Annotated in this window: 20 protein-coding genes; 8 read left to right on the forward strand and 12 right to left on the reverse strand. The window is 65.3% G+C overall.

What is annotated here, in order from left to right; translation table 11 throughout:
* Nucleotides 1-61: 61 nt before the first annotated feature.
* The 6 genes from ACT54B_RS18985 to ACT54B_RS19010 all read right to left on the reverse strand — a co-directional run bounded on the left by ACT54B_RS18985 (nt 62) and on the right by ACT54B_RS19010 (nt 6,142).
* Nucleotides 62-1,120: an ABC transporter ATP-binding protein gene (locus ACT54B_RS18985; RefSeq protein ID WP_476047192.1), complete on the reverse strand. Its 1,059-nt coding sequence runs from the start codon at nt 1,118-1,120 to the stop codon at nt 62-64.
* Nucleotides 1,117-2,040 carry a carbohydrate kinase family protein gene (locus ACT54B_RS18990; RefSeq protein ID WP_476047194.1) on the reverse strand — a complete coding sequence of 308 codons (924 nt, stop codon included), beginning with the start codon at nt 2,038-2,040 and terminating at the stop codon, nt 1,117-1,119. The genes ACT54B_RS18985 and ACT54B_RS18990 overlap by 4 nt, the downstream gene beginning before the upstream one ends.
* The gene (locus ACT54B_RS18995) at nt 2,041-3,057 is read right to left on the reverse strand and encodes an SIS domain-containing protein (protein ID WP_476047196.1); all 1,017 of its coding nucleotides are present in this window, start codon (nt 3,055-3,057) and stop codon (nt 2,041-2,043) included.
* A complete protein-coding gene (locus ACT54B_RS19000) occupies nt 3,054-3,899 on the reverse strand; it encodes a carbohydrate ABC transporter permease (RefSeq protein ID WP_476047198.1) in 846 nt (281 codons plus the stop codon). The genes ACT54B_RS18995 and ACT54B_RS19000 overlap by 4 nt, the downstream gene beginning before the upstream one ends.
* Nucleotide 3,900: 1 nt before the next feature.
* A complete protein-coding gene (locus tag ACT54B_RS19005; RefSeq protein WP_476047200.1) occupies nt 3,901-4,785 on the reverse strand; it encodes a carbohydrate ABC transporter permease in 885 nt (294 codons plus the stop codon).
* A gap of 124 nt (nt 4,786-4,909) precedes the next feature.
* A complete protein-coding gene (locus ACT54B_RS19010; protein ID WP_476047202.1) occupies nt 4,910-6,142 on the reverse strand; it encodes an extracellular solute-binding protein in 1,233 nt (410 codons plus the stop codon).
* A gap of 137 nt (nt 6,143-6,279) precedes the next feature.
* On the opposite strand from ACT54B_RS19010, the gene ACT54B_RS19015 reads away from it, so the two are divergent.
* The 3 genes from ACT54B_RS19015 (at nt 6,280) to ACT54B_RS19025 (ending at nt 9,437) form a co-directional block, all read left to right on the forward strand.
* A complete protein-coding gene (locus tag ACT54B_RS19015; RefSeq protein ID WP_476047203.1) occupies nt 6,280-7,485 on the forward strand; it encodes an ROK family protein in 1,206 nt (401 codons plus the stop codon).
* A 116-nt stretch (nt 7,486-7,601) separates the two neighbouring features.
* Complete coding sequence (locus ACT54B_RS19020; RefSeq protein ID WP_476047205.1) at nt 7,602-8,924, forward strand: tetratricopeptide repeat protein; 1,323 nt, start codon at nt 7,602-7,604, stop codon at nt 8,922-8,924.
* Between the two features lie 30 nt (nt 8,925-8,954).
* Entirely contained in the window at nt 8,955-9,437 is a 483-nt protein-coding gene (locus ACT54B_RS19025; protein WP_476047207.1) for a hypothetical protein, read from the forward strand.
* A 21-nt stretch (nt 9,438-9,458) separates the two neighbouring features.
* Here the strand turns inward: ACT54B_RS19025 and ACT54B_RS19030 are convergent, their stop codons facing one another.
* Nucleotides 9,459-10,259: a CE1 family esterase gene (locus ACT54B_RS19030; RefSeq protein ID WP_476047208.1), complete on the reverse strand. Its 801-nt coding sequence runs from the start codon at nt 10,257-10,259 to the stop codon at nt 9,459-9,461.
* An 89-nt stretch (nt 10,260-10,348) separates the two neighbouring features.
* On the opposite strand from ACT54B_RS19030, the gene ACT54B_RS19035 reads away from it, so the two are divergent.
* The 3 genes from ACT54B_RS19035 (at nt 10,349) to ACT54B_RS19045 (ending at nt 13,733) form a co-directional block, all read left to right on the forward strand.
* A complete protein-coding gene (locus ACT54B_RS19035; protein ID WP_476047210.1) occupies nt 10,349-11,980 on the forward strand; it encodes a thiamine pyrophosphate-binding protein in 1,632 nt (543 codons plus the stop codon).
* On the forward strand, nt 11,952-13,091 hold the full coding sequence (locus tag ACT54B_RS19040) for an OpgC family protein (RefSeq protein WP_476047212.1): 1,140 nt from the start codon (nt 11,952-11,954) through the stop codon (nt 13,089-13,091). Before ACT54B_RS19035 ends, ACT54B_RS19040 begins: the two co-directional genes overlap by 29 nt.
* A gap of 147 nt (nt 13,092-13,238) precedes the next feature.
* Nucleotides 13,239-13,733: a histidine kinase gene (locus ACT54B_RS19045; RefSeq protein WP_476047213.1), complete on the forward strand. Its 495-nt coding sequence runs from the start codon at nt 13,239-13,241 to the stop codon at nt 13,731-13,733.
* Nucleotides 13,734-13,803: 70 nt separating this feature from the next.
* Here ACT54B_RS19045 and ACT54B_RS19050 read toward each other — a convergent pair whose 3' ends face one another.
* From ACT54B_RS19050 to ACT54B_RS19065, 4 genes are all read right to left on the reverse strand, one after another.
* The gene (locus tag ACT54B_RS19050) at nt 13,804-14,175 is read right to left on the reverse strand and encodes a hypothetical protein (RefSeq protein WP_476047214.1); all 372 of its coding nucleotides are present in this window, start codon (nt 14,173-14,175) and stop codon (nt 13,804-13,806) included.
* Between the two features lie 107 nt (nt 14,176-14,282).
* A complete protein-coding gene (locus ACT54B_RS19055; RefSeq protein WP_476047216.1) occupies nt 14,283-15,629 on the reverse strand; it encodes a UDP-glucose dehydrogenase family protein in 1,347 nt (448 codons plus the stop codon).
* Between the two features lie 12 nt (nt 15,630-15,641).
* Nucleotides 15,642-16,610, reverse strand: a complete 969-nt coding sequence (locus ACT54B_RS19060; protein ID WP_476047218.1) for a UDP-glucuronic acid decarboxylase family protein — start codon at nt 16,608-16,610, stop codon at nt 15,642-15,644.
* A 122-nt stretch (nt 16,611-16,732) separates the two neighbouring features.
* The gene (locus tag ACT54B_RS19065) at nt 16,733-17,641 is read right to left on the reverse strand and encodes a DMT family transporter (RefSeq protein ID WP_476047220.1); all 909 of its coding nucleotides are present in this window, start codon (nt 17,639-17,641) and stop codon (nt 16,733-16,735) included.
* Nucleotides 17,642-17,953: 312 nt separating this feature from the next.
* Here ACT54B_RS19065 and ACT54B_RS19070 point away from each other — a divergent pair, with 312 nt between their 5' ends.
* The gene (locus tag ACT54B_RS19070) at nt 17,954-18,766 is read left to right on the forward strand and encodes a ParA family protein (RefSeq protein WP_476047222.1); all 813 of its coding nucleotides are present in this window, start codon (nt 17,954-17,956) and stop codon (nt 18,764-18,766) included.
* Here the strand turns inward: ACT54B_RS19070 and ACT54B_RS19075 are convergent.
* Nucleotides 18,736-20,271, reverse strand: coding sequence for a hypothetical protein (locus ACT54B_RS19075; protein ID WP_476047224.1), 1,536 nt, complete (start codon nt 20,269-20,271; stop codon nt 18,736-18,738). The genes ACT54B_RS19070 and ACT54B_RS19075 overlap by 31 nt on opposite strands.
* Nucleotides 20,272-20,484: 213 nt before the next feature.
* On the opposite strand from ACT54B_RS19075, the gene ACT54B_RS19080 reads away from it, so the two are divergent.
* Nucleotides 20,485-21,246, forward strand: coding sequence for a hypothetical protein (locus ACT54B_RS19080; protein ID WP_476047226.1), 762 nt, complete (start codon nt 20,485-20,487; stop codon nt 21,244-21,246).
* Nucleotides 21,247-21,552 lie beyond the last annotated feature (306 nt).

The raw sequence follows: 21,552 nt of genomic DNA on the forward strand, positions 1-21,552 counted from the left end.
CCGCAAACTTTAGTGGAATTAAAGTTTGGGGCCTCGACCTGTCAATGGCGGGATTTTTGGGTCAGTTCAGGCGAAGCCCGCTCCCGGGATCGAAGAGATGGAAGGCACTGGCTTCCGCCCGCAAGGCGATCCGGCTGCCGGCGGCAGCGCCGACGCGCGGCGACAGGCTGGCGACGAGCTTCTGGCCGGCCAGCATGCCGTTCACCACGCACTCCGGTCCGGTCAGTTCGGCCAGTTCGACATCGAGGGTGAGAGCGACATCCCCCGTCTGCCCGGAGAGCGCTTCCGGCCGGATGCCGAGGATGACGGGGCGGCCGGCTTCGAGCGCATGGGGAACCGGAAGCAGCGCGTCGAGCCCCTTCAGGCGGATGCCGTCCGCTTCCGCCACGCCGTCCAGCAGGTTCATCGGCGGAGCGCCGACAAACGTGGCGACGTAAAGGGTTGCCGGGCGGTTATAGATCGCCTCCGGCGTATCGAGCTGTTCGATCACGCCGTTGCGCATGACGGCGATGCGGGTCGCCAGCGTCATGGCTTCGATCTGGTCATGGGTCACGTAGACGACCGTGGTCTTCAGCATCTGGTGCAGGCGCTTGAGCTCCGTGCGCATCTCCATGCGCAGCTTGGCATCGAGATTGGAAAGCGGCTCGTCGAACAGGAAGATCTTCGGACGGCGAACCAGCGCGCGGCCGATGGCGACGCGCTGTCGCTGGCCGCCGGAAAGCTGGGCGGGCTTGCGCTCGAGCAGCGCCTCGATCTGCAGGAGGGCCGCCGCCTCGCGCACTGCCCTTTCCCGCTCGGGCGCCGGCACATGCCGCATTTCCAGCCCGAAGCCGATATTCCGCGCGACGGTGAGATTGGGGTAGAGCGCATAGGACTGGAACACCATCGCCACGTCCCGGTCCTTCGGGTGGACCCCCACCACGGAGCGATCCCCGATGCGGATATCGCCGCTGGTCGGCTCCGCCAGACCGGCGATGATGTTGAGCAAGGTGGACTTGCCGCAGCCGGACGAGCCGAGCAGCACGAGGAATTCCCCGCTTTCGAGCGCGATGTCGATGCCTTTCAGCGTCTCCACCTCGCCATAATTCTTGCGGACGGATTGGATGGTCAGGGCACTCATGCGCCACTCCCTGCAAGCGTGAGGTCATAGGATCGAGGATGGGTGGAGATGGCCCGCGAGGCGATCCGCACGCCGGCCTCCAGGCAGGCCTGAAGCGGCTTTCCGGCCGCGAGCGCGGCGAGGAAACCCGCATTGAAGACATCGCCCGCGCCGATCGTGTCGATGACGGAGACTGCGGGTGCCGGCGCTGAAACCAGGACGCCGCCGGGATCGACGGCGATCGCGCCATGCGGGCCGCGCTTGACGACGGCAATCGCGCCCTCGGGCATGATGGCTTTCAGCGCCCGGGCCGCCGCTTCCGGATCGTCCTCGCCGGTCAGCATTGCGGATTCCACCTCGTTGAGCAGGGCAACGCCGCAGCGGGACAGCCAGTGCCGCACGGCCGCGCGGTTCTCGGCGGTCCAGCCATCGCTCGGCCATCCGGTATCGAGCGCCAGCGTGAGACCGGCGCGATCGGCCCAGTCGAACAGGCGGTCATAATCTGCCACCAGCCTGTCGGTGAGGAAGGAGCCGCAGAGCAGGCCATACCCGCCCTTGAGGTCAGAGCCGGCAAGAGCCCGATGCACATCCTCCAGACAGAAATGCACCAGATGGCCGCGGGTGGTGAAGAAGGTGCGCTCCCCGTCCGGATGGACGAGCCCGACCGACAGCGTCGTGCCGCCCGGATGAACCGGCAGCCGCGGGCCATGGGCCCCGAAGGCCTCCGCGAGCCAGCGCCCGAACACGTCGTTGCCGGTATTGGCGGCGAGCGCGAAATCGAGGCCAAGCGCCATCCAGGCCAGCGCCGTATTGCCCGCCGACCCGCCGACCCGGAGATCGTCATGGTCGAGGATGACCTCCGTGCCCGGCTTCGGCCAGGGCACGGCCGGCCCCATGATCAGGTCTGCATTGAGGTTTCCGATGACGGCAAGCGGCTTCATTCACTCGCTCCGGGTGATTTTCGAGGAGCGGACCGGCGTGCCGGCATTGTCCACCCGCTGCGCGGCGAAGGCGACCATGAACCGCTGCGCGGCCGGCAACAGCGCGAAAATGGCGGCCAGCCCTTCGGCCGGACGGAAAGAGAGCGTCGTGGCGCCCGAAACCGGCGGCTCGCCGGAGGCATCGAAGACCACGAGGGGCGCACCCGCCTCGACCACCGAATGGGCCATGGCGGTCACCAGCGGTGCGGTCGGATCCGCGCCGCGAAAGAGCACGATGCCGGTGAGAGGCGAGAGCATTTCCATCGGGCCATGGCGCAGTTGCCCGCCTTCCAGCGAGAAGCAGGGAAGCCGCGACAGTTCCGTCAGACCGAGCGCCAGCGCTTCGGCAACGCCCTGGAGCCGACGTCCGGAGGTGACGACCGTCTGCACGCCCTCAAGCGCGGCAAGGGCCGGCTCGATGGCGGGTTCTTCCGGCGTCACCAGCCCGGACAGGGCCGTCTGCGGATCGACGCCCAGCGCCGCCAGAATGGCGAGATGCAGGGCAAAGGTGATGGTGAGGCTGCGCGTCGCCGCAAAGGCCCGTTCCGTGCCGCCAACACCCGCGAGGCTGGGTGCAATGCGGGCGAGGAAGGAGCCATCCTCCAGGGTCAGGCCGAAGGTTTCGGCCGTTCCGCCCGTTTCCGCGAACCAGCGGTGCACTTCAGCGCTTTCGCCGGACTGGGAGGTGATGAGGACGGTGCGGCCGGCGAGCGGCAGCGGGGCACAGAGCTGTTCGGAAAGCGGCAGCGCCACCGCATCGATGCCGGCAGCGCGATAGAGCGGCTCGACCGCGCGGCTGACCGCGTGGGAACCACCCATGCCGAGCAGCAGCAGGCGGCCCGTGCGCTTCAGCGAGGCGGCGATGTCGTTGGCCCGGGGACGGGCGGCGGCGAAAGACGCCAGGGCATCCCCATGCTGCCGCGCCATTTCGCGATCGATGGCCAGAAGTCCTTCAGGACGGGTATTCATCGTGTTCATCCCTTGACGCCGCCATTGGTGAGCCCGGAAATCAGGGCGCGTTGCATGAAAAGCCCCACCAGCACGGGCGGCAATGCGGCAAGGACGCCAGCCGTTGCAATGAGGCCGTAATCGGAAACACGCCCGCCCGCGAGATCGGCAATCGCCACCGTCAGCGTCTTGGCGCGCTGGTCGGAGGTGAAGAGCAGGGCGTAGAAGAATTCATCCCAGGCGAGCAGGAAGGCAAAGAGCGCCGACGTGGCCACCACGGGCATGGCGAGCGGCAGCGTGATGATGCGCAGCGTCGCAAAGAGCCCGGCGCCGTCCATCATGGCCGAGGCCTCGATGTCCCGGGGGATCGTGTCGAAGCCCGATTTCATCAGCCAGGTGGTGAAGGGGGCGAGGATGGTCAGATAGACGAGCGCCAGCCCGAAGACGCTGTTGAGCAGGCCGAGATGGGCAAGCCCCATGTAAAGCGGCACGGCCAGCGCCACCGGGGGCAGCATGTAGGTGCCGATCAGCAGGCCCAGCGACCAGCCGATGGCGGGCGTGCGGGACACGGCCCAGCCTGCGGGAATGGCCAGCAGCACGGCGGCGACCGTTGCCATGCCCGCCACCATCAGGCTGTTGCGCAGCGAGGCGAGGAAGGCCGCCCCGGCGCTGTTTTCCACCGTGGAGAGAAGCGTCGCATAGCGCGAGAAATCCAGCGTCGCGGGCCACCAGCGCAGCGGCCGGGCGGCGAGATCGGCTGCCGGCGCTACTGACATGATGAACAGCCAGACGAGCGGCGCGAGGATGACAATCCCCAGCAGCAGGGCAGCCGCGTGAAGGGCGATGCGGAAGGGAAGGCTCTGGCGTTCCATTTTACTTGGCACTCCCGGCGGCCTTGCGGACGAGCGCACCATAGGCGACGGCCAGCAGCGTGACGATGAGGGTGACGATGAGCGCGAGCGAAGCCCCCGAGCCCGCCCGTCCGAAGGAGAAGGCTTCCTGATAGACGAGGATCGAGAGGGACCGGGTGGTGTTGGCCGGCCCGCCGCGGGTCATGACCCAGATGATGTCGAAGACCTTGAAAGCCTCGATGGTGCGCAGCACCAGCGCCACCATGAGGGGGCCGGCGAGATAGGGCAGCACCACAAAGCGGAAGCGGTTGAAGGCGGAGGCGCCATCCACCAGCGAAGCGGCGATGAGATCGCGCGGCACGCTTTGCAGGGCGGCGAGCGCAATGAGCGCGACGAGCGGAAAGTTCTTCCAGCAATCGGCCACGATCAGCGCGGCCATGGCAAAGCCGGGCTCGCCCAGCCAGGACCGGTAATCCGCAATCAGGCCGAGCTGTGTCAGCGCCGCATTCAGCGCGCCATATTCCGGATTGTAGATCAACCGCCAGAGCGTGGCATTGACGATGGTGGGCAGCGCCCAGGGCAGGATCATCAGGGCGCGCAGCAGGGTGCGGCCGTAGAATTGCTGGTTCAGCAGCAGCGCCGCCAGAATGCCCAGCACCATTTCGGCCGTGACCGAGACCACGGCAAAGAGGCCGGTCGTGTAGAGCGTATTGCGGAAATTGCTGCCGGTCAGCACTTTCACGTAATTGTCGAAGCCGACGAACTGGCCGCCCGTCCCCACCAGCTTCGCATCGGTGAAGGACAGCCGGACCGTATCGACCATCGGCCAGCCGATGACGGCGATCATCACCGCCAGAAGCGGGAGCATGAGCAGCCATGCCCGGGTGGTGAGCCAGGTACTGGACATTGCGGGTTCTTTCGGGGTGAGCGGAAAGCTTTTGGGGTTCGGCTCCGCCGGGGCGCGTCATCGAGGAGGCGAAGGCGGAGGAAAGGCGCGGGCCAGCCCGAAGGCCAGCCCGCGGGGGGGCGTCTCAGAGACCGCTGTTTTCGGCAGCAGTCTTCAGGGCATCGGCGGGCTCGGCCTGGCCGAGGAGCGATTCCTGGATTGCCTGCTGCAGGGCCGTGGAAAGCTCCTGGTACTTCGGCGTGGTCGGGCGCGGATACATGGCGGCCAAGCCCTGCTTGGCGGCAGCGATCAGCTCTTCCTGGCCCTTGGTCACGGCCGGATCCTCATAGGAGGAGGCCCAGATCGGAAGGCTCAGCTTGGCATACTGGTTCTGCACGGCTTGCGACGTCATGAACGCGATGTATTTCCAGGCTTCGTCCTGATGCTTGCTGGCAGCCGTGATGCCGAGGCCCATGGAACCGTTGACGGCCGAAACCTCGCTCTTGCCGTCGACGCCCGGCGCGGGCACGACACCGACCTTGCCGGCAACCTTGCTGTCCTTCGGGTCGTTGGCCATGTTGTACATGTAGGTCCAGTTGAGGGCGAAGGCGGCTTCGCCGTTCTGGAACACCTTGCGGACGTCCTCTTCCAGGAATTCCTTGGAGTTGGGGTTGGTGAGGCCCGACTTGTAGCTCTCGACCATGTAGGTGAGCGCATCCAGCGCGCCGCCTTCCGTGAAGGCCGGCTTGCCATCCTTCAGGAAATCGCCCTTGTTGGCGGCAACGAGGGTGGTGAAATCGCAGATGGCGGCTTCCGCCTGTGCCCAGCTCCAGGAAATCGGCGTCTTGAGCAGGCCCTTCTCCTGGATGATCTTGGCCTGTTCGGTGAGTTCCGCCCAGGTCTTCGGCGGGGCCTTGATGCCGGCCTTTTCCAGGATTTCCTTGTTGTAGAACAGATATTTGGTGTCGAGGATCCAGGGCATGCCATAGGACTTGCCGTCATACTGGACCGTGGTCCAGGCGCCGGGCAGCACGCCCTTCTTCATGTCGTCGGTGATGCGGGAAGAAACATCCACCAGCACGTTGTTGCTGGCATATTCCGCCGGCCAGATCACGTCGAAGAGCACCACGTCATAGGCGCCGCCGGAGCCCTGCGCCAGCACGGTCTTGTCATGCAGGCCCTCATAGGGAACGAATTCCAGATTGACCTTGATGTCGGGGTTCGCCTTGGTGAAGGCATCGGTCATGGCGCGGACATCGGCCTCGCTATAGGCGGCCTGCGCCATGAACAATGCATTGATCTGGGTTTCGGCGAGCGCATGCGACGCCATCAGCGCCATCGCGCCGGCTCCCAGAAGGATCTTCAGGCCAGTCTTCATCACTTCCTCCATATTTTTATGCGGCGCTGCGCGGCCGCTGCGGTCTTGATCCCCGAGGTTCTTCGCCCTCTATTAAGTCAAATGACTTGACTTAAACTTTGTGTAAGTTTCTATATCTGTCAAGAGGTATTTTCAGAATGCATGATATCAGGCCCATCCGCGCCAAGACCGGAACCAATCAGGAAGGCGCCAGCGCCCACAACCGCCGCGTGATCATCGAAGCGCTGCGGTTGAACGGGGCGCTGTCGCGCGCCGATCTGGCGCGCGCCACGCTTCTGACCAAGCAGACGGTTTCCAACCTGATGGAGGCGCTGGAGGAAGACGGACTGGTGACCGGCGAGGAAGTGGTGCGCAAGGGGCGCGGCCAGCCCTCCACGCCCTACCGGCTGGTGGCGGAGGGAGCCTTTGCCATCGGCCTTCAGATCGACCGGCACGTCACCCGCGCCATCGGCGTGGATCTGCTCGGCAATGTGCTGAGCCGGGCGGAAATGCCGCTTCCCCCCGACGGCCCGGACTCGGGCGTGCGCGTCATCCTCGATCTCATCGGCACGGTCAGGCGCGATCTCGTCGCCGGCTCCCCCCGGGCAGAACACCGGCTGGCGGGCCTCGGCGTTGCCATGCCCGGTCCGTTCGGCATCGAGGCGGAGGGCAATGACGACTGGATGATGGCGGCCTGGCAATCCTTTCCCCTGCTCCAGTCGCTGGCCACGGGCACCGGGCTGGAAGTCGGCTTGCAGAACGACGCCGCCGCCTGTGCCACGGCGGAGCGGATGGTGGGCGCAGCCCATGGGCTGGACCATGCGATCTGCATCTATCTCGGCTACGGCATCGGTGCCGGCCTGATCCTCAACGGCGAGCTTTACGCGGGCGCGCATGGCAATGCGGGAGAACTCGGCATGGCGCTGTTCTCGGCGGGCGGCCTGCCTTCGCCGGTCGAACACCGGGCGTCGCTCGCCTCGCTCTACAAGCGGCTCGATCTCGATCCCGCGCGCGTCGATCTCCAGGCGGAGACCACCGCGCTGGTCGAGCGCAACGATCCCCGCGTCGAAAGCTGGGTCGGGGAAGCGGCGGATTCCCTGCGCTGGTCGGTGCATCTGGTGGAGACGCTGTTCGACCCGCAGACGGTCATCCTGTCCGGCGGCGCTCCGGCGGCGCTGGTCCATCGTCTCATGGAACGCATCATGCCGCTTCTGCCGTCCAACGCGCTGCGCCGCGACCGGGCGCTGCCCCGGCTGACCGTCGGCATGACCGATCCCTGGGCCGTGGCGCTGGGGGCGGCTGCCGAGCCGATCAGCCGCGCCTTCGACCCGCGATTCTCGGCCATCCTCAAGGACGGCGGCTGAAAAACGGCGCGGCCCGCCGAAAAATATCCGTCTCGCCTGTAACGAAAGCGCGGCGCGCTGCGTAACCCCCGTAGATCGGCCTGTTTCCTCTGCCGGTCCAAGCCCGGGAGTTATTGATGACGCGCCAAGCCCACGACCTTTCGACCAGCACCGCCAGCGCAGAGGCCCGGCAGGCTTTTGACAACGCCATCTACGGCCTTGCCGCCCACCGGCCCAGCACAGGCATGGCGATTGCCGCGACGCTTCAGGCCGATCCCGGCCATATTGCCGCGCATGTGCTCAAAGGCTTTGCGCATCTGATTCTCGCCCGGCAGGAAACCGCCGATGCGGCCCAGCTCATCCTGAACGACGCCCGGCATGCAGCCACAGCCCGGGACGGCGGCACCGCAGACGAGGCCGTTCTGCTTCAGGCCTTCGAGGCCGCCGCCAGCGGCGGCTTTGCCCGCGCGATAACCGTCCTGGACAACGGCTTTGCCGATCGTCCGTCGCTCTTCCTGCCTTTCAAGATCGCCCATGCACTGCGCTTCATGCTGGGCGATGGCGGTGGCATGCTCGCTTCCTCCAGCCATGCGGTCCGGGCCCTGTCGCCCGCCGATCCCTATGCCGGCTTCATCCACGGTTGCCATGCCTTCGCCCTCGAAGAGGCGGGCCGCTACGAAGAAGCGCTCTCCGCCGGCCATCTGGCCGTATCGCTGCGTCCGGACGATTCCTGGGGCCTGCATGCGGTGTCCCATGTGCACGAAATGCGCGGCGATACGGCGCGCGGGATCGACTGGCTGGAAGACAGCCGCCCCGCCTGGTCGCGCTGCAACAATTTCTCCTTCCATATGGCCTGGCATCTGGCCCTCCTGCATCTGGAGAGGGGAGACCACGCCCGGGTGCTGGACCTCTATGACGACGAGGTGCGCCCGCAGCAGACCGACGACTTCCGCGACATGGCCAATGCGGTCTCGCTGCTGTGGCGGCTGAACCGCATGGGCGTGGCTGTCGGCCATCGGTGGGAAGAGCTTTCCCATGTGGCCCGCAGCCGCCAGAAGGACACGACCCTGATCTTTGCCGCCCTCCACAATCTGGCCGCGCTGGTGGCCGTCGGCGACCGGCGCGCGGCCGAAACCCTGGTGGCGGAAATCGAGCGCAAGGCGCAGGGCACGGGCGATCAGGCCCGCATCGCGGCCGAAATCGGCATTCCGCTGGCGCGGATGCTGGCAGGCCTCGGCGCGCCGGCCGACCGGCAGATGCTCGACCGCATGATGCTCAACCTGCCGAAGATCGGCGGCAGCAATGCCCAGCGCGATTTTTTCGTGCTGTCGCTGGCCGAAACGCTCGGACGGCACGGCGATCAGGCTGGTCTCTCCCGCGTCGGCCTCGTCCGCAGCTCGCTGAAGAAGGAAGACCAACTGTTCCGCTCGATCCGGCTGGCGACAGCCGTGCATGCCTGACCTCACCCCCGCCGCAGAAGGATCCCGTCCATGACCATGACCACCACCGCCAGACCCATGCTTTTCCCCGAAATCGACGGACGGCTCGTCCGCACCATCCTCACCGCCGGCATTGCCGCCGATCTCAGCTGGGAGGTATGGGCGCGGGTGATCACCCCCCTGCTCGTCGGCGGCCCGCTTCAGCCGGCGGCCCTCGTGCAATCGGTTTTCGGCTTCCAGAACCTGTTTCTGGCCGAGGTGATCCATGCCATCGTCGGCATCGTCTTCTACCCCATCGGCTATCTCTTCGTTGCCCGGCCCCTGCAGCGGCTCGTGGTGCCCGGCCTGCCGCTCGTCCTCACCGGCGCCGGCTTCGGCGTGGGCCTCTGGGTTTTCGCGCTTTACGTGATGGCGCATCTCTTTGCCGGCCTGCCGCCGTTCCTCGGCTTCATCCCGCTCACCTGGGCCTCGCTCGGCGGCCACCTGCTCTTCGGCCTTGTCGTCGCCTATGTGGTGAAGGCCTTCCGGCAGTAAGGGCCGTTCATGCCCCCGGTATCAGCGCGCGTAACCGAGAGTGGTCAGCGCCCGGTCGAGATCGCCCGGGCGCACCTGATGTCCGCCCGGATGCAGGCAGAGACGGCTTTCGCCCCTGACGCAGTCGGGTGCGGTCTCGCATTCGAGATCCGCGGCTTCGGATGCGAAGGGCTTCGGCTTGTCGCAGGCCGCCCGGTCCCGGTAGATCGCGACGCTCTGGACTGTGTCGCCCTGATGATAGGACCCGCCGATGGCGCGGCCGGACAGCGGAAAGGTGCCATCGGCCCGGCCATGGATGTGGATCATCGGCGGCAGGTCCTTCACGCAGTCCGCCGGCCGGGGAAGCGGATCCCAGAACACGCCGGAAAAGGTCAGCATGGCCGCTGCCCGGCCGCCGTCGCGGCAGACCGTGTACCAGGCCATGGAGGCGCCGAGAGAAAAGCCGCCGACCAGCGTCTTGTCCGGCGTAAAGCCGAAGCGGGCCTTGAGATCGTCAAGGACGGCCAGCGCATAGGCCCGGTCGTCGCGCGCCCTTTCGGGACCGGCCGGAATGCTCCAGCTGCCTTCGACCCCGTCAGGGGCCGCAAAGGCGAGGTGATGGGCGAGAACCACATCGACGATGGCCTTCTGCTTCACCTGAAGCGCGGCGGAGGACTTGTAACCGTGGAAAAACACATAGACCCCCTCCACCCGACCTTCGGGAAGGAGGATACGATACGCTCCGTCTTCGACCTTGCAGACCGTCTCGCCGCCGCACCCGGCACCGGCGGCAAGCGCAGGCGGAGCGGCCAGGGCGAGAGCGAGAATGAGGGATCGAAGCATCCGCTTTGTCCTTCTGGCGGGATTGTCCTGAACAGCACTCATGCCTGCCCGATGCCCGAAACCGAAATCACGATCACGCGAGCCCGACCATGAACGACAAGACCGACACCGAAGCCGGACACCGGGTAGCCGATGTGGTGGGCGAAACGCTTTACGCCCACGGCCTGCGCCATGCCTTCGGCATGCCCGGCGGCGAGGTGGTGACGCTGATCGACGGCCTGCTGGGCGCGGGGATCGGCTTCCATCTGGCCCGGCACGAAACCGCGGCAGCCATGATGGCGGCCGGCGTCTCGGTGCGCACCGGCGCCCCGGCCGCCCTCGTCACGACGCTCGGCCCCGGCCTTGCCAATGCGGTGAACGGCATTGCCGATGCCGCGCAGGAGCGGGTGCCGCTGATCGTGCTCTCCGGCATCGTCGACCGGGAGTTGCGCGCGACCTATACCCACCAGATCATCGATCAGTCGGCCCTCCTCCGCCCGCTGGTGAAGGCCTCCTTCGAGATTGCCGAAGCCGATGCGGGGGAAACGGTCGCGCGCGCCATCGCCCTTGCGCTTACCGAGCCGAAGGGACCCGTGCATATCGATATCGCCCCCGGCGTCGCCGCGCGGCAGGCGCAGGGCAAGGCGGTTCGCCAGCCGGTATCGCCGGCCCTTCTGCCACATCCCTCCTCGCCCGCGATGGCGGCGGTTGCGGCCCGCATCGCTTCCGCCGAACGGCCGGTCATCCTTGCCGGGTTCGAGGCGGCGCGGGATGGCGCCGGCGAAGCGGTGCTGGCGCTGGCCTGCCGCATCGGCGCGCCCGTCATCACCACCTACAAGGGCAAGGGTCTGGTGCCGGAAGACCACCCGGCAAGCCTTGGCGGCGCCGGCCTTTCGCCCCGGGCGGACGGTCTGCTGCTGCCCTTGCTCGGGGCGTCCGACCTGGTGCTTGCGATTGGCTACGATCCGATCGAGATGCGGCCCGGCTGGCAGAATTTCGCGGCGCGGGAGGCCATCGTCGAGATCACCGCCCTTCCCGCCGATCACGGCATGCACGGCGCGGCCATGCGGATCGCCTCCGCTCCCCGGGTGTTTCTGGAGACGCTTGCCGGCATGGTCGAGGAGAAAAAGGGCTGGCCGGCGGGGGAACCCGCAGCGCTCCGCGCCCGCCTTCACACGGCCTTCAGCCCGGCGCCCGCCTTTGGCCCGGGTGCCATCGTGGAGGAACTGCAGGCGGCCACCGCCCCCGGGGATATCGTGACCGTCGACAGCGGCGCCCATCGCATCTTGCTTTCCCAGCAATGGGTCGCGCAACAGCCGCTGACGCTGCTGCAATCGGCCGGGTTCTGCACCATGGCGGCCGCGCTGCCGCTCGCCATCGGCGCGGCAATGGTCGAACCGGAGCGGCGGGTCTTCGCCGTCATGGGCGATGGCGGGCTGGAAATGGGTATCGGCGAACTGGCGACCCTGCGCGACCTTGCGCTTCCCGTCACGCTCGTGGTCTTCCAGGACCAGAGCCTCGCCCTCATCGCGCTCAAGCAGGCCGCCGCCGGCCTGAAATCCGCCGGGGTGACGCTCGGCGAAACAGATTTTGCCCGGATTGCCGAAGGGTTCGGCGGAGCCGGGATCACCGTGGAGACAAGGGATGAACTCCGTACCGCGCTTTCCGAGGCCCGTCGACGCAACGGCTTCTCCCTCATCGCCTGTCGCTTCGATGCCGCCCTCTATCGCGGCACCTTCTGAACCGGCCGGCGCAAGGCCGAAGCGCCCGCGCGATCCGCGGCTGGATTTCTTCCGGGGGGTGGGGATGCTGATCATCCTCATCGCCCATATTCCCTATGACGGCTGGGCGCTCTACATCCCGGCCCGCTTCGGCTTTTCCGATGCGACGGAAATGTTCGTCTTCCAGTCGGGCATGGCCTCCGCCATTGCCTTCGGCGGCACGTTCGACCGGGGCGGGATGACGGCGCTGCTGTTCCGCGTGGTGCGGCGCATCTGGCAGATCTATTGGGCGCATCTGGCCGTCTTCGTCATTCTGGTGGCGATCATGGCGGCCGCCGGCCCCCGGCCCGATGGCAACGGGACCTATCTGGAAAGCCTGAACCTCCTGCCCTTCATCCGGGATCCCGGCCCTATGCTCGGTGCCTTCCTGACACTGCGCTACGTGCCGAACTATTTCGATATCCTGCCCATGTACATGGTGCTGCTCGCCCTCCTGCCGCTGATGCTCGGCGCAGAGCGGTTGCATCGCGCCCTGCCCTTCCTGCTGATGGCAGCGCTGTGGGGGGCGGCCCAGGCGGGCGTCAACCTGCCGGCCGAACCCTGGTCCGACCGCGCCTGGTTCTTCAACCCGCTGGGCTGGCAGCTGGCCTTCTTTACCGGCTTCTTTCTGATGCGGCGGACCCTGCCCGCGCCGCGCGCCCATGGCTGGCTGCTGCTGGCCGCCGTGGTCGTGGTGCTCGCCAGCATCCCCTTTGCCTGGGGCCGGTTCTATGCGGATCATCCCTTCTTTGCCGATGCGGCGAAAATGCTGGTGCCGCTGACGGACAAGAGCCGCTTCGGCCTGCTCCGCCATGTGCATTTCCTGGCGCTTGCCTATCTTGCCGTACAGCTTGCCGGCCCCGGAGGACGACGGCTGAAGGGGGCGCTGGTGCGGGTGTTGACGGTGGTGGGACAGCAATCCCTCGCAGTTTTCGTGACAGGCATGGTGGTCGCGCAGCTGTTGGGCTTCGTGCTGGATCATATGGGCCGCACCGCCCTGCCGCTGGCGCTCGTCAATCTCGCCGGGTTTGCCGTGCTGATCCTGACCGCCTATCTGGTGCGCTGGTTCAAACGGCGGGAACAGGGACTTTGAACCGGCCGGGGCATTGCCCCCTGCCGCCTGCGTTAACGCCGTTCGATAATAAATCGTTAAGATAATCAGAAACCGGTTACGGATAAGGGGTGAATATGCCAGAAAGCAGGTCGGAATTGCCCGCCCCGCCCTTCAGGAGGACCCCCGATGAAAAAACTGCTTCTTGCCTCCGTCATGGTTCTCGCCATGCCGCTCGCCGCGTGGTCTGCCACGCTTGAGTTTCCGAGCGACGATCCCGTCGCCTCCATCGAAATTCCCGACAGCTGGACCCCGAAGGAAACGGAAACCGGCGTCGATGCCGCCTCCGACGATGGCGCCATCTATTTCTCCGTCGATGTGGCCGATCAAGCCTCCTCCGACCAGATCATCAATACCGCGATCGACTTCCTCGGCCAGAACGGCGTGAAGATCGACCCCGCAACGCTGAAAGAGTCTCCCGAAGTGGAGATCAACGGCATGAAGGTCTCCACCCTGGATTACCAGGGCACCGACAAGGACGGCCCTGTCGACGTGTCGCTCGGCTTCGCCGCGCCGGCTGGCGACAAGATCCTGGTCTTCACCTATTGGGGCCTGAAGGAAACGCAGGACGCCCATTCGGACGAGGTCGTGAAGATCCTCGCTTCGATGAAGCCGATGAAATAAGCCATCCCCGATGGCCGATACGGAAACGGGGCCGCAAGGGCCCCGTTTTTTTTGGTCCGGCCGAGGCGCTTCATTCATCCTCGGTGAAGGTGTCGTCGACGGATTCGAGGCACATGTCCGCGCCGTCGGTCAGCTCGTTCTTGCTCAGCCCCGCATACATGTTCACGGTCGAGCCGATCATCTGGTCCGAGGCATCCTTTCCGCCGTTCAGCTTCACCGACATCTTGCGATAGGCGTCGGAGGCATCGCGGTAGTCCTGCTCGTCCTCCACATCGATCGCCCCGCCCTGGAGCGCAAGACCGATCAGCACCACGCAGGTGGACGGCGAGGCATGTTCGGGAAGATCCGATGCGGCAGCCGGTGCGGCGGTAAGGGCGCTGGCGAGGCCGAAGGCAAGCGGCGCAAGAGGCAGCAGGCGACGCGAGAGGCGCGAACGAGTCATGCGAGAGATTCCTTTGATAGAAAACAATTATCTATCACGCCTCCCGCCGCCGCTGCCAAGCAACCAGCGGTCTCCATCCCCCATTTCAATCTTGAATAGAACCCGGTCTATTCGGCGGCGAGCGACCGGCTGAGATCGGGGCCGCCCGCATTGCGCCGGCCGATGCACCAGTAATCGAATCCTGCGGCGGTTACGGCCTCTTCCTCGTAGATGTTGCGGAAATCGACCAGCAGCGGCTGCCGGGTTTTCGCCCGCAGGCGCTCCAGGTCGAGATCGCGGAACTCCTTCCATTCGGTCAGGATCACCACCACGTCGGCGCCTTCGGCCGTGTCATAGGCATCCGTGCCATACTCCACCTGCGGCAGGATCGCCCGGGCATTGTCCATGGCCTCCGGATCATAGGCGTGCACCTGCGCGCCGAAATCGAGAAGCGCCTGGATGACCGGAATGGCCGGGCTGTCGCGCATGTCGTCGGTATCCGCCTTGAAGGCGAGGCCGAGCACGGCCACCTTCTTGCCGCGGATATTGCCGTTGCAGGCATCCACCACGCGCAGCGCCATGGCGCGCTTGCGGTTGTCGTTCACCTGGATCACGGTTTCCACCGTGCGCAACTGCACCTTGTAGTCCCGGGCCGTCTTGGAGATCGCCAGCGTATCCTTCGGGAAGCAGGAGCCGCCATAGCCCGGGCCGGCATTGAGAAATTTCTCGCCGATCCGGCTGTCGAGGCCGATGCCATAGGCCACGTCGCGCACATCGCCGCCGACGGCCTCGCAGAGATCGGCAATTTCGTTGATGAAGGTAATCTTCATGGCCAGGAAGGCATTGGCGGCATATTTCAGCAGTTCGGCGGAGCGGCGCGCCGTGTGCAGCACGGTGACCCCTTCGAAGCCCGGAACCGCATAGAGGCGGGAGATCACGTCCTGCGCCCAGGCATCGTCGCTGCCGATCACGATCCGGTCCGGCCGCATGAAATCGCCGATGGCCACCCCTTCCCGCAGGAATTCCGGATTGGACACGACCGCCATGCGGAACGGGCGCCCGGCCGAGAGCAGAATGCGCTCCACCTCGTCGCCGGTGCCAACCGGCACGGTGGACTTGTTGACCACCACCAGATCGCCGCTTGCCTTTTCCGCGAGCGCCCGGGCGACGGCATAGACATATTTCATGTCCGCATGGCCATCGGTGGCGCGGGGCGGCGTGCCGACCGCGATGAAGGCGGCATCGGCGCCGTTCAGCGCCTCTTCCAGACCCTCGGTAAAGGCCAGACGCCCTTCCCTGGCATTGCGCGTCACCAGCGCATCCAGACCCGGTTCGTAGATCGGCATGATGCCCTGCGTGAGCGAGGCAATCTTCATCGGATTGTTGTCGACGCAGACGACGTCATGGCCGAATTCGGCAAAGCAGGCGCCTGCCACCAGACCGACATATCCCGTGCCGATGATCACGATCTTCATTTCACTCACTCCTTAGCGCGCCGCACGGGCGCCAGCGGACGCCTTACCATCGACAAACTGCCGAAAATAGTCGATCGACTTCAGCAATCCTTCCCGGAGCGGTGTTTTGGGGGCCCAGCCCAGATAATCCCGCGCCCGCGCAATGTCCGGGCACCGCTGCATGGGATCGTCCTGGGGCAGCGGCCGGTTGACCAGCCGCGAGCGCGAGCCGGTCAGTTCCAGCACCAGTTCCGCCAGCTCCCGGATGGTGAATTCCACGGGATTGCCGATATTGACCGGGAAAGACACGGTGTCGGGCGCGTCCATCAACCGGATGATGCCCTCCACGAGATCGTCCCGGTAGCAGAAGGAGCGGGTCTGGCTGCCATCGCCGTAAACGGTCACGTCGTCGCCCCGAAGCGCCTGGAGGATGAAATTCGAGACCACCCGCCCATCCGCCGGGTTCATGCCCGGACCATAGGTGTTGAAGATCCGCACCATGCGAATGTTGAGGCCGTGCACGCGCTGATAGTCGCAGACCAGCGTTTCCGCCCCGCGCTTGCCTTCGTCATAGCAGGAGCGGATGCCGATCGGATTGACATTGCCCCAGTAATCCTCCCGCTGCGGATGAACCAGCGGGTCGCCATAGATTTCGGACGTCGAGGCCTGCAGGATCTTCGCACCGGTGCGGCGCGCGAGTTCCAGCATGTTGAGCGTGCCGATGATGTTGGTCCGGAACGTCAGGATCGGATCGGCCTGATACTGCGGCGGCGAGGCGGGGGACGCCAGGTTGTAAATCTCGTCGAATCGGTCTTCGTAGGGTTCCTCGACCGACTGTTCCACGAGGCTGAAGCCGTTCCTGCCGGCAAAACGGCACAGATTTTCCCGGCTGCCCGTGTAGAAATTGTCGAGGCAGGTCACCTGATTGCCCGCATCGAGCAGCTTCTCGCAGAGATAACTGCCGAGAAAGCCAGCCCCGCCGGTCACCAGTATTCTTTTCATTGCGAAATCCTTTGACGCACCTGCACCCGGAACAAGCCTAGCGAACCCGCCAGCCGTGTCCAGCCTCCGTTACCTATATAGGGAGCGCGTGCGGCAAAAGCGTGAAACCCGAGCCGGGCCGGTCAATGGCCGGCGAAAGACGTGAGCCACACGCCGACCAGCGTCACCGCAAGTCCGACCAGCATGGACAGCGACAGGGGTTCGGCAAAAAGAGCCCAGCCCCAGATCATCGTCACCGGCGGGCTGAGATAGACGGCGGCGCTGACCCTGGAAGCGGGATAGAGCCGCAGGCAGGCATAATAGATCGTGTAGCACAGGAAGGTGGCGATCAGCACCAGCCAGACGATTCCGACGACGAAACCCTGTTCCAGCGGCGGGACGAGGCTGCCCTCTGCGCCCGCGCAAAGCCCGAAGAGCAAAGCCCCGGTGAGAAACTGGATGGACAGGCTCTGGTGGATCGGCATGCCCACCATGCCGAGAGATTTCTGCAGCACGGTGGCCAGCGCAAAGATCAGCATGGCGCCGACCGTCACGCCGTAAGCCCAAAGCGGGGCGGTCCCGATGGAAAGACTGTGGGAGGACACCAGCAGCACGCCGAGGACGGCGATGGCGGTGCCCAGCCATTGCCGGCCCGTCATGCGCTCGCCCAGCACCGTATGGGACAGTCCGGCAATGGCCAGCGGCACGAGATCGGAAATCAGCGCCACGAGCCCCGTCGGCACCCGCTGCTCGATGGCCAGCGCAAAGCCGCCCAGATAGAGAAACACGATCATGACGCCGAGCCCGCTCTGGATCAGCACATCCCGTGCGCGAAGGCGCGGACCGATGAAAAGGGCGAAGGGGGCCAGGATCAACCCCGACAGCAGCGTGCGCCAGAACAGCACGAGCAGCACGCCCGCATGCTCGCTCGCATAGCGGATGCCGACGAAACCGGAACTCCAGCTCACCACCAGCAAGGCGGCCAGCACGGGCCAGAGGAACCGGCGCAGGCGCGAATCCGGCTGGCGGAGGCGATCGGTCAGGACAGTCATCAAGCGTATCCCGTGTCTCTAAAGGCCCAAGTCTACAGGGCGGGGACACCGCGCATGGCCGCAGAGCGACATCGGGAGGCGGGTTTGGAGCGAGGCGTCTCCCCCATACCATGACGCCACGAGGCGAGAGGGCAAGGATCGGCTGTCGCAAAAGGGCCTGACAGGGCGGGCGCTTCGAACCGCTCCGCCATTTCCGGATTGACGGCGGGCGCGCGGCGGTCGATCCTGATGCGAACCAGAACATCCCGCTCTGGGGCTCGATCACGGGCGGACCCATCGCCCGACCGGACAGGCGCAGGAGAGAGCGTGCCCATGGGGCCTTACGTCATCGCCGTCGCAAACCGCAAGGGCGGAACCGGAAAGACCACCACCAGCCTGCATCTTGCCGCGGGCCTTGCGAGGCAGGGGCATCGGGTGCTGCTGGTGGATCTCGACCGGCAGGGCCATTGCGCCCATGCGCTCGGCCTGAAGATGTCCAGGGATCATCCGGCGGTCCATGATCTGCCGCGCGACGGCCCGTCGGCGCTCCATGCCGCGCTGCTGAAGACCGGGGTGGAGCGCCTCGACCTGGCCCCTGCCGCCACCGGCATGGGGCGTACGGAAGGCGAAATCCCGCCGGGCGTGCTGCGCGACGCGCTGCGCACCGACGCCATTCAGGCCCGATACGACCTTGTCGTCATCGATACCGCGCCCGCCTTCGATCCGGATATGGTCATGGCGCTCGCCGCCGCAAACGGCGTCGTCATCCCCTTCCTGCCGCATCCTCTGTCGCTGGAGGGCATTCGGCAATTCAGCCGCATTTTCCTGATGGTCCGCATGAAGATCAACCCGTCGATCCGGGAGTTCGGCCTCGTCGCCTGCCAGTACAACCAGCAAAGCCTGGTGCATCGGGGCATCCTGCAGACCGTCGAACGGGAGTTCGGCGCGGACAAGCTGATCGGCACGATCAGGGCCGATATCCGCATCGCGGAGGCGGTGGAGAGAGGCGTCACGGTGGACAGGCATGCCCCTGCCTCGCGCGGCGCAGCGGATTACGGCAGGCTGATCGACACGGTCGATGCAGACTGGCTGTCCGCCCATGCCGCCCGGATGGATCAGAAGAGAACCGCGGCGAGATCGAGCTGACCGTTGTCGCCATCCATGCCGAACAGGTTGATGGCCTCGCAATCGGAGGAATCGATATCCACGTGGAAGTGCCTTTTGTGCACCTCGCGCTCGAGATTCATCGTGTAGAGCGCGAAGATTTCCTGGCTCAGTGCCTCGGTGCGCGGGCTGGTCGCAAGGCGTGACCCGGCCTGGCGATAGGCCGCCAGATGATCGCGCACCGGCGCCGCTCCCTCGGTCACTTGCCGCAACCGCGGAATTTCGGCCAGAAGTTCGACCGCCAGCTCGTGCAGCCGGGCGGGACTGAGCCAGGCCTGCCGGGCATGTTCGGCCATCGCCTCCACCTGACGGGAGAGGCGCGCCTCTTCCGTGGCGGTCAGGTCGGCCAGCCGCTCGTTCCCGATATCGCGGTAGCAGGCCATGCTTTCACGGATGACGGGCGCCAGCGCCGCCATGCCATCCGCGATCTCGCCGAGATGCCCGACATGATAGCGAATTTCCGCCGTGATCGGCGCGGCGGAGGCAGCGCCGTCACCCAGCCGGCCGCAGCTCAGCGTCGTGTTCAGGGCCATGTAATAGATGTCGCGGACCGCCGATGCGATGGCGGCAATTTCCGCTTCGATGGACAGCGGCGCATCGTCGCCCAGGGCAGGCAGCCGGCCGCTCCGGTCGCTTCCCGCCCGGAAGAAGGCCTGAAGCGCCGCGAAATAGGCGTCGAGACGCTTCAGCAGCGCCCGGTAATTGTCGGCAAGACCGGTGCGATGCCGGTCTGCATTGTCCTCCAGCACCGAAATGCGGCTGGCGATCAGCTGGATATTCTCGGTGAACATGCCGCAATTGGAGATCAGCTCCTCCATCGTCTCGGCAAGCTGATCGTCGATCATGGCCAGAAACAGAGCCCGCTCCTCGGGCGAAAGGCCGGCGGTCTCGATTTTCTCCACCGCCTGCACGATATGGTCGAGCCTCTGGCTGGCGATATCGCCGCTTTGCAGCGTGCTCATCAGCCGCGCGATCATCTGGTCGATTTCCTCTGCGGCAATGCGCATGGAAGCCGGTTCGGTGCGGAAGGTTTCCTCCAGCACCGGCTGTTCCACCGCGTGATCCCCCGTCCCGGTCAGCCGCGCCCTCGGATCGCTGACGCGGGCGATATGGCCGGTCAGCTTCTCGCCGGAGGCGCGGATGCGGTTGACGCAATCGGCAATCTCCTGGGCGAAACCCGAAATCTCGGGAAAGCGGGCGCTGATGACCTTGAGCGTGAAGGTGCAGCTGCGCAGGTGAATGCTGTGATCGACAATGCCCGGCCCATGGCTGCGCAGATCCCCCGCCACTTCGGCAATCCGGCCTTCCGCAGCGCGCAGCCGGGAGAAATCCTGCTCGAAAAGGGAGAGCCCCGACTGGAAGTCGCGGCTGTAATGGGGAAGCTCCAGACCGCTGTCCAGATCCTGGCGAAGATAGCCCTGGAACGCCGCCGCCACTGCCGCCAGCTGGTCGAGAAGAGATCCGATCGAATGAAATGTCTTTTCCACGCGGGAACGGATTTCCGCCACCGGCCGGGTCACGATCGTCAGCGACCGATCGGATTGGATTGCTTTAAGTTGGGCCAAACTGGAAACCACCCGAAAAACTGTACTCGCAATAATGCTATAGACGAGTATTTAAATAAGGGTATATTATGTACCTTGAAAATAAATTAGAGATTTACTTAAATACGCTCGCCTTTCCGGGAAGGCTGTGGACGCATGGAATCGGCAACTGTCTACATGACGCGGGATACGCTGGCGCAGCTGGCCGCCGATCCGCGTCTTGCCGATTTTCGCCTGTCCTGCCGGGCCGGTCGGGGCCGGCTGGATCTGTGTCTCAAGGAAGGATCGCTTCCGGGCGCGAAGACGGGCAGCAAGGCGCCACCCATCACCCTGACCTTCGACGCCCATCGGGCCGAAGTGGCCTTCACCGATCCGGAGGGGCGATTGCAGATGCGCGCCTTCGACGAGCGGCGCATCGGTTCGATTGCAACGCTCGTCAATGCGCCGCTTGGCTGGCAGGGGGTGCCCGCAGACCTGATCGAACCCTCGCTGCTCGAAGAGGACTGGCTTGCGGAACGGCCCGTGGCCGGCATCGACCGGCAGGCGATCGGCATGCTGCTGCGCCATATCTCGGTGCGGGACCTGCTGTTCGGCTCCAACGGGCGGGAATGCACGCTGCAATTTCAGCTGGCCGCCGGATTTGCCGGAACGCATGTGGAAGCGCCCCTGGACTGGGTGGGCATCGATTTCGACGAGCGACAGACGGATCTCAGCTGGTTCGACCGTCAGGGCACCTTCCGCATGTCCTCTTTTCGCAACCCCATGAACAGTACCGAAATAGGCCAGCTCTTTGCCGACCCGCTCGGCCATGTGCTGAAAAATGACAGCCCCGGCGGCCTGTCCCAATCCGGTACCGGCATGCGTGCGCTTCTGGAAAAACTGCACCAGGGCTTTGCGGCCGGCCCCGCACGGCCTTGATAATAGTCATATTTCTTGCCGTTCCGTCTCTGCCCGCCTGTTTCACGACGTGACACAGGCCGGTTCGAAACGGCCCCGAGACCCCCTTTTCATCTCTTTATTCGGAAATACAAATTATTGATTTTCGCTTAATTTCGGATCCTCTTTCGGAAAACCGCTCCATTTCGGAATAAGCACAAGGTTTCATAGAGAATGACTTCAAGCGGCATTTGACGGTTCCGGTGTCCTATTATCCAACAGGCATGAAAGCGCATTCTGAAACAGCAGTTTGCACTCCCGGCTCAATCCAGCACCAGAGGTCGCTCC

The sequence above is a fragment of the Gellertiella sp. DMC107 genome (genome assembly GCF_056313605.1).